At 71.3% G+C, this 14,053-nt stretch carries 11 protein-coding genes; 7 read left to right on the forward strand and 4 right to left on the reverse strand.

What is annotated here, in order from left to right:
- The first annotated feature begins 78 nt into the window (after window positions 1–78).
- Window positions 79–1,122, forward strand: a complete 1,044-nt coding sequence (locus BN4251_RS08995) for a MerR family transcriptional regulator (RefSeq protein WP_245810272.1) — start codon at window positions 79–81, stop codon at window positions 1,120–1,122.
- On the opposite strand, the gene BN4251_RS09000 is transcribed toward BN4251_RS08995, so the two are convergent.
- Both BN4251_RS09000 and BN4251_RS09005 read right to left on the reverse strand, forming a co-directional pair.
- Entirely contained in the window at window positions 1,113–1,619 is a 507-nt protein-coding gene (locus tag BN4251_RS09000) for a DUF1648 domain-containing protein (RefSeq protein WP_245810273.1), read from the reverse strand. The genes BN4251_RS08995 and BN4251_RS09000 overlap by 10 nt on opposite strands.
- 44 nt (window positions 1,620–1,663) lie before the next feature.
- The gene (locus tag BN4251_RS09005; RefSeq protein WP_087484760.1) at window positions 1,664–2,800 is read right to left on the reverse strand and encodes an AAA family ATPase; all 1,137 of its coding nucleotides are present in this window, start codon (window positions 2,798–2,800) and stop codon (window positions 1,664–1,666) included.
- A gap of 619 nt (window positions 2,801–3,419) precedes the next feature.
- Here BN4251_RS09005 and BN4251_RS09010 point away from each other — a divergent pair.
- Entirely contained in the window at window positions 3,420–5,090 is a 1,671-nt protein-coding gene (locus BN4251_RS09010; protein WP_087484761.1) for an HNH endonuclease signature motif containing protein, read from the forward strand.
- Window positions 5,091–5,097: 7 nt separating this feature from the next.
- On the opposite strand, the gene BN4251_RS09015 is transcribed toward BN4251_RS09010, so the two are convergent.
- Window positions 5,098–5,694: an isochorismatase family protein gene (locus tag BN4251_RS09015; protein ID WP_245810274.1), complete on the reverse strand. Its 597-nt coding sequence runs from the start codon at window positions 5,692–5,694 to the stop codon at window positions 5,098–5,100.
- A gap of 88 nt (window positions 5,695–5,782) precedes the next feature.
- Between BN4251_RS09015 and BN4251_RS09020 the strand changes: the two genes are divergently transcribed.
- Window positions 5,783–7,846 carry an NADPH-dependent 2,4-dienoyl-CoA reductase gene (locus BN4251_RS09020; protein ID WP_087484762.1) on the forward strand — a complete coding sequence of 688 codons (2,064 nt, stop codon included), beginning with the start codon at window positions 5,783–5,785 and terminating at the stop codon, window positions 7,844–7,846.
- 18 nt (window positions 7,847–7,864) lie between these two features.
- On the opposite strand, the gene BN4251_RS09025 is transcribed toward BN4251_RS09020, so the two are convergent.
- Complete coding sequence (locus BN4251_RS09025) at window positions 7,865–9,751, reverse strand: penicillin-binding transpeptidase domain-containing protein (RefSeq protein ID WP_087484763.1); 1,887 nt, start codon at window positions 9,749–9,751, stop codon at window positions 7,865–7,867.
- A 30-nt stretch (window positions 9,752–9,781) separates the two neighbouring features.
- Here BN4251_RS09025 and BN4251_RS09030 point away from each other — a divergent pair, with 30 nt between their 5' ends.
- The 4 genes from BN4251_RS09030 (at window position 9,782) to BN4251_RS09045 (ending at window position 13,965) form a co-directional block, all read left to right on the forward strand.
- Complete coding sequence (locus BN4251_RS09030; protein ID WP_087484764.1) at window positions 9,782–10,693, forward strand: PfkB family carbohydrate kinase; 912 nt, start codon at window positions 9,782–9,784, stop codon at window positions 10,691–10,693.
- A 98-nt stretch (window positions 10,694–10,791) separates the two neighbouring features.
- Window positions 10,792–11,295, forward strand: a complete 504-nt coding sequence (locus BN4251_RS09035; RefSeq protein ID WP_087484975.1) for a glutathione peroxidase — start codon at window positions 10,792–10,794, stop codon at window positions 11,293–11,295.
- 63 nt (window positions 11,296–11,358) lie between these two features.
- A complete protein-coding gene (locus BN4251_RS09040) occupies window positions 11,359–12,495 on the forward strand; it encodes an SPFH domain-containing protein (protein WP_087484765.1) in 1,137 nt (378 codons plus the stop codon).
- Window positions 12,496–12,498: 3 nt separating this feature from the next.
- The gene (locus BN4251_RS09045) at window positions 12,499–13,965 is read left to right on the forward strand and encodes an arylsulfatase (RefSeq protein WP_087484766.1); all 1,467 of its coding nucleotides are present in this window, start codon (window positions 12,499–12,501) and stop codon (window positions 13,963–13,965) included.
- Window positions 13,966–14,053: the final 88 nt, after the last annotated feature.

Below are 14,053 nucleotides of genomic sequence, written 5' to 3' on the forward strand. Positions count from 1 at the left end.
CGTGGTCGTCACCGGGACGGACCCGGCGCCCGGGATACCGGGCGAGGAACGACGGAGGAGCACGTGGGGAGAGAGCTGTTGAGCATCGGGGAGCTGGCCGCGCGCAGCGGGCTGAGCCCCAAGGCGCTGCGCCTCTACGCGGAGTCGGGGCTGCTGGTCCCGCGCCGCGTGGACCCGTTCACCGGCTACCGCTCCTACGGCACCGACCAGGTCGCGCGGGCACGGCTGATCGCCTCCCTGCGCGGCATCGGGATGGGGCTCGCCCGCATCCAGGTGCTCTGCGATCTGGACGGAGCAGCCGCCGCAGCGGAGCTGCGCTCCTGGTGGCGGCAGGAGGAGGCCGACGCCTTCTCCCGCGCCGAGGCCGTCCGCTCCCTCGCCCGTGACCTCGGGGAGCTCCCCTCGAAGGACATCATGACCGCATCCACCACCAGGCCCCGCACCGCCTCCGCGCTGCACATCGGCCTCGAACGCTCCGCACAGCAGGACGCCGTGCTGGCCCGCGAGCTGCCCGGCGGGCGGACCCTGCTCGCGGTGGCCGACGGCTTCGGCGCCGCGGACGACCTCGCCCCGCAGCTGCTCGGGCGGCTCGAGCGCGAGCTGGCGGCCGATCCGTCGGCCGCCCCTCTCCCAGCCCTCGAGTCCGCGTGGCGGGAGATCGAGAAGCTCGTCCCTGCCGACGGGGATGCCGGCTCGACCCTCACCGCCGCGCTGCTGGACGGGGATCGCCTGCACATAGCCCACCTCGGCGACACCCGGGTGGTCCTCGTGCGCTCCGAGCGGATCGAGCACGTCACCCAGGACCACACGCTGCTGCGCTCCCTGGTCGAGGCGGGTCGCCTGTCCCCCGAGGAGGTCGCCGCGCATCCGGATCGTGCGGTGCTGAACCGCGCTCTCGCCGCGGGCGCGCCGACGACCCCGGACCTGCTGGTGCGTCGGCTCGAGCCCGGTGACCTGGTGCTGCTGTCCACTGATGGGCTGCATGCCGCGGTCGATCCGGCGGAGCTCGCGGGGGTGCTGACCTCCGGCGGGGAGCCCGAGACGCTCGCGCACCACCTGGTCGACCTGGCCCTCGCCGCCGGCGCGCCGGACAACGTGGGCCTCGCCCTCGCTCAGCTCTGAGCGCGGGCGGCGCGGACCATGCGGACGATCCCGACGATCGACGCGCCGATCAAGCCCACCAGGCCGACCGCCAGCAGCGGGCCGCCGCCGCTCGCGAGCACCGCCCAGACGATGCCGAAGTAGGGCACCTGCATCCACAGCGCCGTCCAGACCAGCAGCCTCTCCCCTTCGCGGTACATGGCCTGGGCGTTGCCGTCGGTGATCTCGGCGGGATAGTTGAAGCCGCGCGGCCGGGTGGACATCGCCGCCAGCGCCAGCGAGAGCACCACCATGATCCCGGCGACGACGAGGAGCGACCATCGCGGCCCCCAGTCGTCGGCCTCCCCGCTGGGACCGAAGTGGGTCGCGACCGTGTCCGGGAGGGAGGGGTAGCGCACGAGCAGCCAGGCCGTGATGCCGAGCGTCGAGAGCACCGTGAACCATCGCAGCGCCCGGGTGACCGGGCCGGTGGTGTAAGTGCGGGCGGGGCGCTGGGACTTGGTGCGGATCGTGCTCATCGTGCTCTCCACGCTACCGATGCCGACGGTGCGATCGCCTCCGCCTATGGTCGAGGGCCGCGTCGCCCGCGGTGGGAGCGGCGCACCCCGCGATCGGGCTCGACATCCGCCCCCACCCCGGTGCGGGCCTCGTGGTGCAGGGCGTCGGCGAGGTACGGCAGGGAGAACTCGACGAAGCCGCGCCCGGCGGGACGGATCAGCTCCTCCTCGATCAGGCGCTCGCGGTAGGTGGACTGGTTGCGGGGGTCGATGCCCATCCGTCGTGCGATGTCGCCGACGGCCGACGGGCCCTCGTCCTCGAGCATCGCGTGGAGGTACTCGCGCTTGCGGGGACTCAGACCGCGCAGCGCCGGGCCGTGCACGTTCTTGATCATCGCCGCGACCACGGCGTCGCGGCTCGCGCGCACGTCCTCGATCTCGATCGTGTCCGCGTCCCCGCTGCGCTGCCAGGCCTTGGAGCCGATGAGCTGGATCAGGTACGGGTAGCCGCAGGAGATCTCGCCGGCGAGCACCGCGGCCTCGGGGGTGATCGACCGGGTGGTGTCCGCGATGGTCATGCGGATCGTCTCCGCCGCGGTGCCGACGTCCACGCTGCCCACCTCGATCCGGTGCGCGCGGCGCAGGAAGGTGGTGCGCTCGTGGTCCAGCAGCGCATCGACCCCGGGACGCACACCGGCGGCGATGAACGCGACCGCGTGACCGGAGCCGATCAGGTCCTGCACGTGCTGGGTGAGGGCGTGCAGCTGGTCACGATCCACCGACTGCAGCTCGTCGAGGGTGATCAGCAAGCCGCCGCCGTCCTCGTCAGCGAGCTGGGCGAGGCGGTCGAGCACCGTGCTGAGCACCTCACCCTCGCCGTCGTAGCGCTGGACGATGTCGCGCGAGGCGCTGAGCGAGGAGATGCGTGCGGAGGTCAGGCGCGAGGTCTCCGCCTCGGGGTCGAGCTCGCGCAGGTGGGCGATGGCCTGGCCGCGAAGCTCCTCGACCAGGGAGGTCGAGGAGGTGTGCATCCGCAGGTCGATCCAGCCCGCCTCGAGGGCGAGCTCGCGGAACTCGGTGAGCAGCACCGTCTTGCCCGAGCCACGGGCGCCGGAGATGAGGATCGCGCGGGCCTCGGGCACGTTCCCCGCGAGGGCGGCGGTGAACTCCTCGATCGCGAGGTCGCGGCCCGCGAGGATCATCGGGGTGAGGCCGAAGCCGGGGTGAAGGGGTTCGGGCTTCCGGGGGTGAGGCCGGCGCCGGCTCCTGTGCCTGTGCCTGTGCCTGTGCCGGGGCGAGTGCTGCGCGGGGTCATGCCGCCATCATGTCGCGTGTGCTGCTGTGTGTACAGGGGCGGCGCGGCTCGGGGTTCATTGGGGGCCACCCTCTCGACCATTCCTCCTCACCGCGAGTTATCCACATTCTCGCGACGGCGGATAGGTGTTTTCGAGAACAGTTCCGACGGGCCACGCGACCGGTCCACTTCTTCTTATCACGCGGGCCCGACAATCGAGGCCGCAGCAACCCTCCGCACACCCTCAGGGCGAGGGCGACGGCGCAGTAGAAGCGCACGTCCATGCCGACATTCTCCGCCCCGCACGCCCCTCAAATCCCTCCACCTCTCCTCCACAATGGCGGGTTTTCCACACAACGCTCCCTCCACACTGGTGGGTTATCCACACGTTCTTTCCTCCACACTGGTGGGTTATCCACAGATTCGTCCCCATTTGATGGTGACTCTTCAGTAAGCGGGTTCTGGCAAATAGCGTGGAGTCATATTCGTCAGTCGTGCATCACTGTGGTGCCGGGTGCAGGAAGGGGGTGGTGTTGGTGGGTGGTTTCGAGGAGTTCGAGGACGGGCGGCAGGGCGAGGCGGCAGAGGGCCCGGCCGGGCACCACGCCCCGACGTCCTCGCCGACTCCTGAGGGGGTCGAGGGGCTGCCAAGGTGGTCGGTGCGTGCGCGGCGTGTTCTGGATGAGGACGTGATCCTCGAGGAGGTCACCCCAGGCAGCCTCGAGGCGGCCCGGGTGTTGGCGCTGCATCGCACGATGCGGACGCGGGCGAGTCTGCACGCCCATCAGCTGCGGCAGCTGGCGACGTTCTTCCGTGAGGACCCCGAGGTGCGGGGCGCACTCGATGATGCGGACCTGACGGCGTTGAAGATCGCCGCAGGGATGCGGTGCAGCTATGTGCAGGCCTGGGCGAAGGTCCGCGACGCCCATATGGCGGTGTCGTGGATGCCGGTGACGTTCACGTATCTGCGGCGGGGGGATCTGCCCGAGGCGTGGCATCACTACCTGATCCGTCACGTCCGTCGCCTCAGCGAGGAGCAGGCCCGCCAGGTCGATGCCCACATGGGCGGGGTGGAGATCCCCTCGGTCTCGCAGGACACGTTCGAGAAGCAGGTCCGCCGCGCGGTGAACCCCGAAACCGCCGCTGACATCCCGGCCCCCGCGACGTCCGCGCGGGATGTGGAGATCGTGGCGATCGATACCGATGCGGGCACGGCGTCGTTGATGGTGACGGGCCCGATCCTGGAGATCAAAGCACTCGCGCACCGCCTCGATGTCGCGGCCCGCACGGTCCAGAAAGCCCAGCGCCACGCACTCGAAGCAGGGGCTGTGGGGCCGTTGCCGTTCGACATCGATGAAGACCTGGTCGAGCGGGGCCGGGCCCTGTCGCTGCGGAGACTGCGGTATGCGATCTTGACTCACTCGGTCCTGGATATCGATCCGGTCCAGGAAACCAGCTCACCGTTCAAACTGCTGGTGACCGTGCCTGCCACAACCCTGCTCGGGGTCGATGAGGGCCCGGCAATGCTGGAGGGCATGACCCCGGTCCCGGCCGAGCAGGCCCGCGCCCTTGCCGCGGGAAGCCAGACCTGGTGGCGGATCCTCACCGACCCAGTCACCGGCGCGTACCTGCCGGTGACGTCGAAGACCTACCAGCCCGGAGCGCAGATGCGGCTCCAGCTGCGACTGCGCCACAGCCACTGCGCCGTCCCAGGATGTGCTCGCTCGACCGCCACGACGGCCGAGGATGACCACATCATCGAATACGACCACGAACACCCCGGGCAGGGCGGGCAGACGAGTCTGTGGAACCTCCACCGATTGTGCTGGCAGCACCACCAGATGAAGACCGCCGGACTGCTCGACCCCGAACGCGACCCGCACGATGACCCCACCACCGGCGATGGCACCACCACCGCTGGGCCGCTGGAGACGAGGTGGATGATCGACCGCGAGATCCGAGCGAGGGCGCGGGAGGATACGGACCTGCTCACCCCGCACACCGCCGCCGTGATGGAACGGACCTGGCGAGCACACCAACGCGCCCACGAGGACGCCATGCGCCTGCACGCCCAGGAGATGGCCCGGCCCCGCGATGAACGCGTCGCCGAGCAGCGTGCCGCTGCCCGGGCCGCTCACCACAGACGCCGGATCATCCCACCCGGCCCCACCACCGACGAGACCGAACCACCCTTCTGAACCAGGGTCAGACGATCTCCACGCCCGCGGCGGTCAACTCCTCCTCCAGTGAGGGGATCCCCGCGGGGTGGACGGCCGCGGTCAGGTCCCGCAGCACCCGCACCGGGGCCCCGCGCTCCGCCGAGCCCAAGGCGGTGGCGCGCACGCAGAAGTCGTAGGCGAGGCCCACCACGTCGATCTGTTCCCAGTGACCGTCGGCGATCAGCTGGTCCACCTGCTCACCGGTGGCGTTCACCGTCCCCTCGAGCACGCTGTAGGAAGGAATGCCATGCCCCTTGAGCACGATCTCGAGCCGCTCCCCCAGCTCCTCGGCGAGATCCGCGATCTCCGTGCGCAGGGCCGCGCCCTCCGTGCCCGCGACGCAGTGCACCGGCCAGGTCTCGGAGAAGTCCGGCTCCGCCGGCGGCACCGCGAAATGCCCGCCGTTGTCGGTGTCCCCGCGATGCCAGTCCTGGCTGACGAGGATCCGGTCGTAGCCCGCGCCGTGCTCGCGCACATGCTCGGCGATCCGCGACGCGACCGCGCCGCCGCCCTCCACTCCGAGGGCACCTCCCTCACAGAAATCGTTCTGGACATCGACGATGATCAGCATCCGCGGCGGCACGGTTCCTCCTCGAGCGAGCGACAGGGTCGACACCCAGGGTACGGAGTGCCCTCACTCATCAGTCCGCCGCACCTGGCACAATCGCGGCATGCCAGCGTCGCTTCCCCACCCGACCGTGCCCCGTTCCTTCCCGCGGCTGCTCTCGCCGCTGGATCTCGGACCGTTCGAGGTGCGCAACCGTATCGTGATGGGCTCGATGCACGTCGGGCTCGAGGATCGTCCCGGGGACGTCAAGAAGCTCGCGGCCTACCTCGGCGAGCGGGCCCGCGGCGGTGCCGGGCTGATCGTCACCGGCGGCTACTCCCCCGACCGCACCGGGCGGCTCACGCCGGGCGGCGCCCAGGCCGACGCTCGCACGATGCGCAGCCATTCCCTGGTCACCCGCGAGGTCCACGAGGCCGACGGGCGCATCATCCTGCAGCTGCTCCACGCCGGCCGCTACGCCTTCCACCCGCTGTCCGCCTCCTCCGCCGCGGGGAAGTCTCCGCTGTCCCCGTTCCGCGCCCGTCGGCTCACCCGCCGCGGCGTGGGCCGCACGATCGAGCACTTCGCCGAGGCGGCCCGCCGCGCGGTCGAGGCCGGGTACGACGGCGTCGAGATCATGGGCTCCGAGGGCTACCTGCTGAACCAGTTCCTGGCCCCCGCCACCAACCGGCGTCGGGACCGGTGGGGGCGCGGCGCAGAGGGTCGGCGCGCGATGCCGCTCGCGGTCGCCGCCGCGGTGCGCGAGGCGATCGGGCCGGAGGCGCTGCTGAGCTACCGCATCTCCCTGCTGGACCTGGTCCCCGGCGGGCAGACATGGGAGGAGACCTCGGCACTGGCCCAGGGGCTCATCGAACGCGGGGTGGACGTGCTCTCCTCCGGGATCGGCTGGCACGAGGCGCGGGTCCCCACCATCGTCACCTCCGTCCCGCGCGCGGCCTTCGCCGAGAACACCGCGGCTCTGCGCGAGATCGTGGACGTGCCGGTGATCGCCTCGAACCGCATCCACGCCCCCGCCGTGGCCGAGCAGATCCTCGCCGATGGGCAGGCCGATCTCGTCTCCATGGCCCGCCCGCTGCTGGCGGACCCGCAGCTGCCGGCGAAGCTCGCCGAGGGTCGTGCGAACCAGGTCGTCGCCTGCATCTCGTGCAACCAGGCCTGCCTGGACAAGGTGTTCGACGGCAAGCGCGCCAGCTGCCTGGTCAACCCCCGTGCCGGGCACGAGACCGAGCTCGTGCTCACGCCGGTGATCGAGCGTCGCGCCCGCAAGGTCGCCGTCGTCGGCGCCGGGCCCGCCGGGCTCGAGGCTGCCCTGGCCGCCGCCGAGCGCGGACACATCGTCACCCTCTACGAGGCGACCGGGGAGATCGGCGGTCAGCTGCGCATGGCCGCCCGCATCCCCGGCAAGGAGGACTACGCCCAGGCGCTGACCTCCTGGCGGATGCGTCTGGCCGCGGCCGGGGTGGGGATCCGTCTGAACACCCGCCCGCACCCCCACGAGCTCACCGGCTTCCACGACGTCATCGTCGCCACCGGCGTCACCCCGCGCCGGATCGATCTGCCGGCCAGCGGCGGCCCCGAGATGATCAGCTACGCGGACCTGCTGGAGGGCCGCGCGGAGGCCGGGGACAGGGTCGCGATCATCGGCGCGGGCGGCATCGGGGTCGACGTCGCCGAGTTCCTCACCGCCCCGCGCCCCTCCCCCACCCTCGACGTGGAGACGTGGAAGCGGCACTGGGGCGTGGTCGAGGCCGACGAGGAGCATCGCGGCGGCGTCATCACCCGCCCCTCCGCGCCTGCCCGGCGCGAGGTCCACCTGCTGCAGCGCAAGGAGTCCCGGATCGGGGCGACCCTGGGCCGCACCACCGGCTGGGTGCACCGCGCCGAGCTGCGCCACGCGGGCGTGATCCAGCATCGCGGGGTGACCTACCGTCACGTCGACGAGCAGGGCCTGCACATCCTCGAGGGCGAGGAGGCGACCGTGCTCGACGTGGACACCGTGGTGATCTGCGCCGGTCAGGAGAGCGTGAACGAGCTCGCGGACGAGCTCACCGCCGCGCGCAAGGGCCGCTCGCCGCGGGTGCACGTGATCGGCGGGGCCCACGTCGCCGCCGAGCTCGACGCCGAGCGGGCCATCCGTCAGGCCGTCGAGGTGGTCGCCGGGCTCTGATCGCCCGGGTGCGCGCGGTCAGGCGCCCTCGAGCACCTCGCGGGCAATCGGTCCGGCGGTGACGGAGCCGTAGCTGCCGTCCTCGACGAACACGGCGATCACCAGGTCGCCCTGGGCGACGATCACCCAGGAGTGCAGCGACAGCTCGCCGTCCTCGTTCGTCCACTCGGCGGTGCCGGTCTTGCCGATCACGGGCTCGCCCGGCAGGTCGGCGAGGTCGTCGAGGCTGCCGTCGGTCACCACACCGCGCAGCATCTGCTGCATCTGCGTGGTCTCCTCCTCGGTGAGCGGGGTGGGCACCTCCGCGGCGGACTGCTCCTGCTCGGCGAGGATCCGCGGGGTGACGGTCTGCCCGTTCTGGACGCTCGCGAGCACCACCGCCATGGACAGCGGCGAGGTGAGCACGCGGCCCTGCCCCATCATCGCGGCGGCATGCTCGGTGCCCGTGTCCTGCGGATCCACCGAGCCCATGAACGCCTCGAGGCCAGCGGGCGTCGGCTGGCCGATGCCGAGAGTCGTCGCGGCGTCGGCGAGGGCCGGCTGGTCCACGGTGTCGTGCTCGAGCAGCAGCGCGGTGTTGCACGAATGGGCGATGACGTCGCGCAGCGGCAGCGTGCCGAACAGCGAGGGGTCCATCGAGTCGGCGTTCTTGAAGCTCGCACCCTCGATGGTCGCGGTCTCGGGGCACTCCAGCGCGGTGTCCGGGGTGACGCCCTCGCGCAGCAGGGCGAGCGCGGTGACGGTCTTGAAGGTGGAGCCGGGCGCGTACTGGCCCACCAGGCCCACCGGATAGGACTGTCCGGTGGGGCCGAGGGCCGCGGCGAGCACGTCCCCGCTCGAGGGCTGCAGGGCGATCACGGCCGACGGGGAGTCCTCGTCGGCGATCGCGGCGGTGGCCCGTCGCTGCAGGTCGTCGTCGAGCGTGGTGGTGACCGCGGTGCCGTCGACCGGGTCCACGGTGTGCAGGGGCCGCTTCTCGTCGGCGTCCTCATCGACGGCGAGCACCTCGACGCCGTCGGTGCCCACCAGGGCGTCATGCTCGGCGGCGACCACGCCGCCGGTCGCGACCAGGTCCCCGGCCTCGATCTCCCCGTCGGAGTCCTCGACGTCCTCGCTGCTGGCCTCGCGCAGCGCGCCGAGCACGCCGGGGGCGTAGTCGCGCTCGACCGCGAGCGGGCGGGTCTGCTCGGAGGCGTGGAAGCCGGTGATCTGCGCGGCCTCGACCAGCGGGTAGTCGCCCTCGTCGGAGGTGCGGATGGTCAGAGCGGGGACGAACGCCTCGGGGCCGTTGTCCGCGACGGCCTTCGCGTAGCGGTCCGGATCGGTGCCGAGCAGGCCGGCGAGCTCGCGCGCGGCGTCCTCCTGCGCGGACTCCTCGATCCGGGTCTTGTCCAGGCCCAGCACCTTCACGTCGTGCTCCCCGTAGAGCACCTCGCCGTCGCGGTCGGTGATCGTGCCGAGCGCCGGCTCTAGGGTCCTGAGGTCCAGGTGCTCGCCTGCGGCGAGGTCCGGTGCATAGATCTCGGGTGCGAGCTGGGCGGCCCAGCCGTCCTCGCCGCGCTCGAGGGTGGCCTCGGTGGTGTACTCCCAGGTCCCGGCGTCGTCCGGGAGGGTCCAGGTCCAGGCGAGGGTCACGGTGCGCCGGCCGTCCTCGGCGCTGCCGGAATCAGCGAGCTCGACCTGCGGGGCGGCGCCGGTGGCCTCGATCAGCGGACCGAGCACCGCCTGGTGCTCCGGTGCCTCGGCACGGGCGAGCGCGGCGGCGAGCGCCCCGGCCTCCTCCTGCCCGTCACCGGCGCGGTCCCGCCACAGCAGCGCGCCCGCGACCAGGGCCGCGATCGCGAGCACGGCGATCAGCACGATCAGGGGCGCTCGGCGGCGCGGGGCGGCGGAAGTGGGGGCCATCGCCCCATGCTCCCACCTAGACTCGTGCGCATGCCCCGAGTGCTCCACACCGCCCAGGCTCTCGTCGACGTGATCCTGGAGATCGACGAGCTGCCGCCGCGGGGCGGCAACGCCAACGCCCGCAGCGAGACCACCTACGCCGGCGGCGCGGTGACCACCCTGATCGCCGCCGCACGCACCGGGGCCACCGCGGTACACGGCGGGGCGCACGGTACCGGCCCGCACGGCGACCTGATCCGGCAGGCCCTCGCCCGGGACGGGGTGGCTCTCTCGGACTCTCCGCGCCCCGATCTCGACACCGGGTACTGCACGGTGCTGCTCGAACCGTCGGCCGAACGGACGTTCCTCACCGTGTACGGGGCGGAGCGGCAGGTCACCGCGCAGTCGCTGGCGACCCTCGCGCCGGAGCCCGGGGACCTGGTGTGCGTCTCCGGCTACAGCCTGTTCGAGCCCACCCGCGAGCCGATCCTCGAGTTCCTCGAGTCGCTCAAGGAGGGCGTGGACGTGGTGCTCGACCCGGGCGACCCCTTCGCCACGTTCCCCCGCGAGGTCCAGAACCGGATGCTCGCCCGCACCACGGTGTGGACCTCCAATGCGGATGAGGCGAAGGCCCTCACCGGGCTCGAGGCGCTCGAGGACACCCCCGAGGCGATCCGGCGCCGCCTCTCCCCCGGCGCCGCGGTGGTGGTGCGGGACGGCGAGCGCGGCTGCGTGGTGTTCCATCATGGGCGCGGCACGCAGATCCCGGCCTTCCCGCAGAAGGCGGTGGACACCAACGGCGCAGGCGACACCCACACCGGGGTGCTGCTGGCCGAGCGCGCGCTCGGCGCGGACTGGGAGTCCGCCGCGACCCGCGCCAACGCCGCCGCCGCGATCGCGGTGACCCGCCGCGGCACCGAGAGCGCCCCCACCCGGGTCGAGGTCGACGAGTTCCTCTCCTGACCTCTCCTGAACGGCTCCTCCAGCCGGGTCCCGGCCGTCGATCAGGGTCCGGACCTAGGATGGAGGCGCACCTCACATCCGACATGTTCAAGGGGACCATGGACGAGCAGGCCGGGACCGGCACCACCTTCCACGACTTCCGGGCGAGGACGATCGACGGCGTCGAGCAGGACTTGAGCGAGTACCGCGGCCGCCTCGTCCTGGTGGTCAACACGGCCTCGGAGTGCACCTTCACGCCGCAGCTGACCGCGCTGCAGGAGCTGCAGGACCGTTTCGGCGAGCACGGCTTCACGGTGATCGGCTTCCCCTCCGACCAGTTCCGACAGGAACCCGGCACGGACGAGGAGATCAAGGAGCTGTGCATCTCGACCTACGAGGTGACCTTCCCGCTGTTCTCGAAGGTCGATGTCAACGGGCCGGGCGCCCACCCGCTGTGGCAGTGGATGTGCACGCAGAAGGCCGGCGTGATCGGCGGCCGCATCGCCTGGAACTTCACCAAGTTCCTGATCGACGGCGAGGGGCGCGTGCTGCGCCGCTACGCCCCGCCGGTGCCGCCGGCGCGGATCGCGCGGCGGATAGAGACCGAGCTGGGGCTGCGCTGAGCGCTCCCGCACCGACGGTTGGTAGCGTGGGTCACAGCACCCGTCTACCCGAAAGGTGACCTCATGGAAGGCGCAGTACTCTTCCTCGTCCTAGGCCTCGGCCTGCTGATCTTCCTCGTGATCGTGGCGGCGCTGCTGTTCGGCGGCCTGCGCACCTCCCTGATGTTCACGGTGCATACGCAGGAGGCCGTGATCGTCGAGCGCTTCGGCAAGTTCAAGCACGTCGCGCACGCCGGCCTGAACTTCAAGACCCCCTTCATCGACAACACCACGCGCCCGGTCTCGCTGCGCGTGCAGCAGCTCGAGGTGAACATCGAGTCCAAGACCAAGGACAACGTGTTCGTCACCGTGCCGGTCGCGGTCCAGTACCGGATCCGCGAGGAGCAGGTCGTCGACGCGTACTACAAGCTCTCGAACCCCGAGGCGCAGATCCGCTCCTACGTGTTCGACACCGTGCGCTCGGCGCTCTCCGGCCTCGAGCTGGACGCGGCCTTCGAGTCGAAGGACGACATCGCCCGCAGCGTCGAGACCACGCTCTCGCAGCGCATGCAGGAGTTCGGCTTCAACATCATCAACACCCTGGTCCAGGACATCTCCCCGGACCAGCGCGTGCGGGACTCGATGAACTCGATCAACGCCGCCCAGCGCGACCGGGTGGCGGCGCAGTCCCTCGCCGAGGCGGACAAGATCAAGCGCGTCACCCAGGCGGAGGCCGAGGCCGAGTCCAAGCGCCTTCAGGGTGAGGGCGTGGCCGCGCAGCGCAAGGCGATCGCCCTTGGTATCGCCGAACAGTACGAGATGCTCCGCAAGGTGGGTATCGAGAACTCCGCCGAGCAGCTGCTGCTGATGACGCAGTACTTCGACACCATGCAGGACGTGGCCCGCAACGCCCGCTCCAACGTGCTGTACCTGCCCTCGAACCCGGGGGCCGTCGGCTCGATGGGCGAGGAGATCCGCACCGCGATGCTGCAGTCCCAGGCGGCCGCCGAGGCCAGCCAGGACGCCGACGTCGCCGATGCCGAGAACCGCAGGCGCAGCTCCGCGCAGCAGCAGCGCGCACAGCAGGAGGCCCGTGCCGAGCGCGCCCGCCAGCAGGCGGAGCAGCGGGCTCGTGAGGCGAGCCGGCAGGAGGCCCCAGAGGGCTACCCGGGCGGGGAGATCCCGCCGTGGGCGCACCCGAACAGCGGCAATCTGGGCTGAGCGATGACCGAGCGGCCCCACATCGTGCTCGTCTGCGTCGACGAGATGAGGGCGGATGCGATGGGGGTCGCCGGGAACGCCCACATCGACACCCCCAACCTCGACGATCTCGCGCGCGGCGGATACCGCTTCACCCGCGCCTATTCCGCCACCCCCACGTGCGTGCCCGCGCGCGTCGCGATGTTCACCGGGAAATCGCCCTCCCTGCATGGCCGCTACGGCTACCGGGAGGGGATCTCCTTTCCGGAGGCGTACCCCGTCACGCTGCAGTCCACGCTGCGGGAGGCGGGCTACCAGACCTTCGGCGTCGGGAAGATGCACGTGTTCCCGGACCGGGCCCGCTGCGGCTTCGACGAAGTGCTGCTGCACGACGGCTTCCTGCACACCTCACGCCGGCTGAGCCGGGGCCCGTCGGCGACGATCGACGACTACGTGGACTTCCTGCAGCGGGAGACCGGTGATCCGCGTGCCGACTACCAGGAGACCGGGATCGGCTGCAATGCGATGACGGCCCGGCCCTGGGAGCGCGCGGAGCGGCTGCACCCCACCCGCTGGGTGGCCGACGAGTCCTTCCGCTTCCTCGAGCGGCGCGATCCCACCCGGCCGTTCTTCCTGTACATGTCCTTCCACCGGCCGCACGCGCCCTTCGATCCCCCGCCGTGGCTGTGGGACAAGTACCGCGCACGCTCGGGCCCGGCGCGTGCACAGGGCGACTGGGTCTCGCGTTTCGACGAGCATCGGCGTGACTTCCACTCCGAGGCGGAGTTCGGAGCGCAGAAGGAGAGCACCCATGAACAGGTGCGAGCCGGCTACTACGGCTCGATCGAGTTCATCGACCTGCAGCTGAACCGGCTCAAGGAGACGCTCTCGGATCAGGGCCTGCTCGAGGACACGGTGATCGTGTTCGTCTCCGATCACGGCGACATGCTCGGCGATCACGACATGTACCGGAAGTCCGTGGGCTACGAGGGCTCAGCGCGGGTGCCGCTGGTGGTGCACGTGCCGCCGCGCTGGCGAGGGAGCTGGGGTGAGCCTGGAGAGGTCCACTCGATCGCGGAGCTGAGGGATCTGATGCCGACGCTGCTCGAGCTCGCCGAGGTCGCGGTGCCAGACGGCGTGGACGGCATCAGCCTGCGCCCCGGGAGCGGGACGCGCGATCACCTGCACGGCGAGCACGTGATCAGCGCTCTGGGCCGGCACTCGATGCAGTGGATCCGCTCGCAGCGCTTCAAGTACGTGTGGTTCTCCGGGGACGGGCACGAGCAGCTCTTCGATCTCGAGGCGGATCCGTGCGAGGAGCGGGACCTGGCCGGGGTCGATGACGTCGCCGGGGAGCTTGCGCGGCATCGGGAACTGCTGGTCGCCGAGCTCACGGACCGCGAGGAGGGCTTCGTGGAGAACGGAGCGCTCGTGGGCGGGCGGCCGGTGCAGTCCGAGGCGGCGTGGGTGCGCGAGTTCGCACGGCTCTGACCGGCGCTGACCAGGAGATCATTCGACGGAAGTCGTACTGGCCCGACCCCGTAGGAGGGCTATGCGGGGCTGCCCCGTGCGATGGGAT

The sequence above is a fragment of the Brachybacterium massiliense genome (genome assembly GCF_900184245.1).
In the GTDB taxonomy this organism is placed as follows: Bacteria; Actinomycetota; Actinomycetes; order Actinomycetales; family Dermabacteraceae; genus Brachybacterium; species Brachybacterium massiliense.

Excerpts from the sequence above, each read along its gene's own strand:
- BN4251_RS09025 (WP_087484763.1), bottom strand. The coding sequence starts at position 9,751 with ATGGCCCCCACTTCCGCCGCCCCGCGCCGCCGAGCGCCCCTGATCGTG.
- BN4251_RS09005 (WP_087484760.1), bottom strand. The coding sequence starts at position 2,800 with ATGATCCTCGCGGGCCGCGACCTCGCGATCGAGGAGTTCACCGCCGCC.
- BN4251_RS09045 (WP_087484766.1), top strand. The coding sequence starts at position 12,499 with ATGACCGAGCGGCCCCACATCGTGCTCGTCTGCGTCGACGAGATGAGG.
- BN4251_RS09040 (WP_087484765.1), top strand. The coding sequence starts at position 11,359 with ATGGAAGGCGCAGTACTCTTCCTCGTCCTAGGCCTCGGCCTGCTGATC.
- BN4251_RS09000 (WP_245810273.1), bottom strand. The coding sequence starts at position 1,619 with ATGAGCACGATCCGCACCAAGTCCCAGCGCCCCGCCCGCACTTACACC.
- BN4251_RS09030 (WP_087484764.1), top strand. The coding sequence starts at position 9,782 with ATGCCCCGAGTGCTCCACACCGCCCAGGCTCTCGTCGACGTGATCCTG.
- BN4251_RS09035 (WP_087484975.1), top strand. The coding sequence starts at position 10,792 with ATGGACGAGCAGGCCGGGACCGGCACCACCTTCCACGACTTCCGGGCG.
- BN4251_RS09020 (WP_087484762.1), top strand. The coding sequence starts at position 5,783 with ATGCCAGCGTCGCTTCCCCACCCGACCGTGCCCCGTTCCTTCCCGCGG.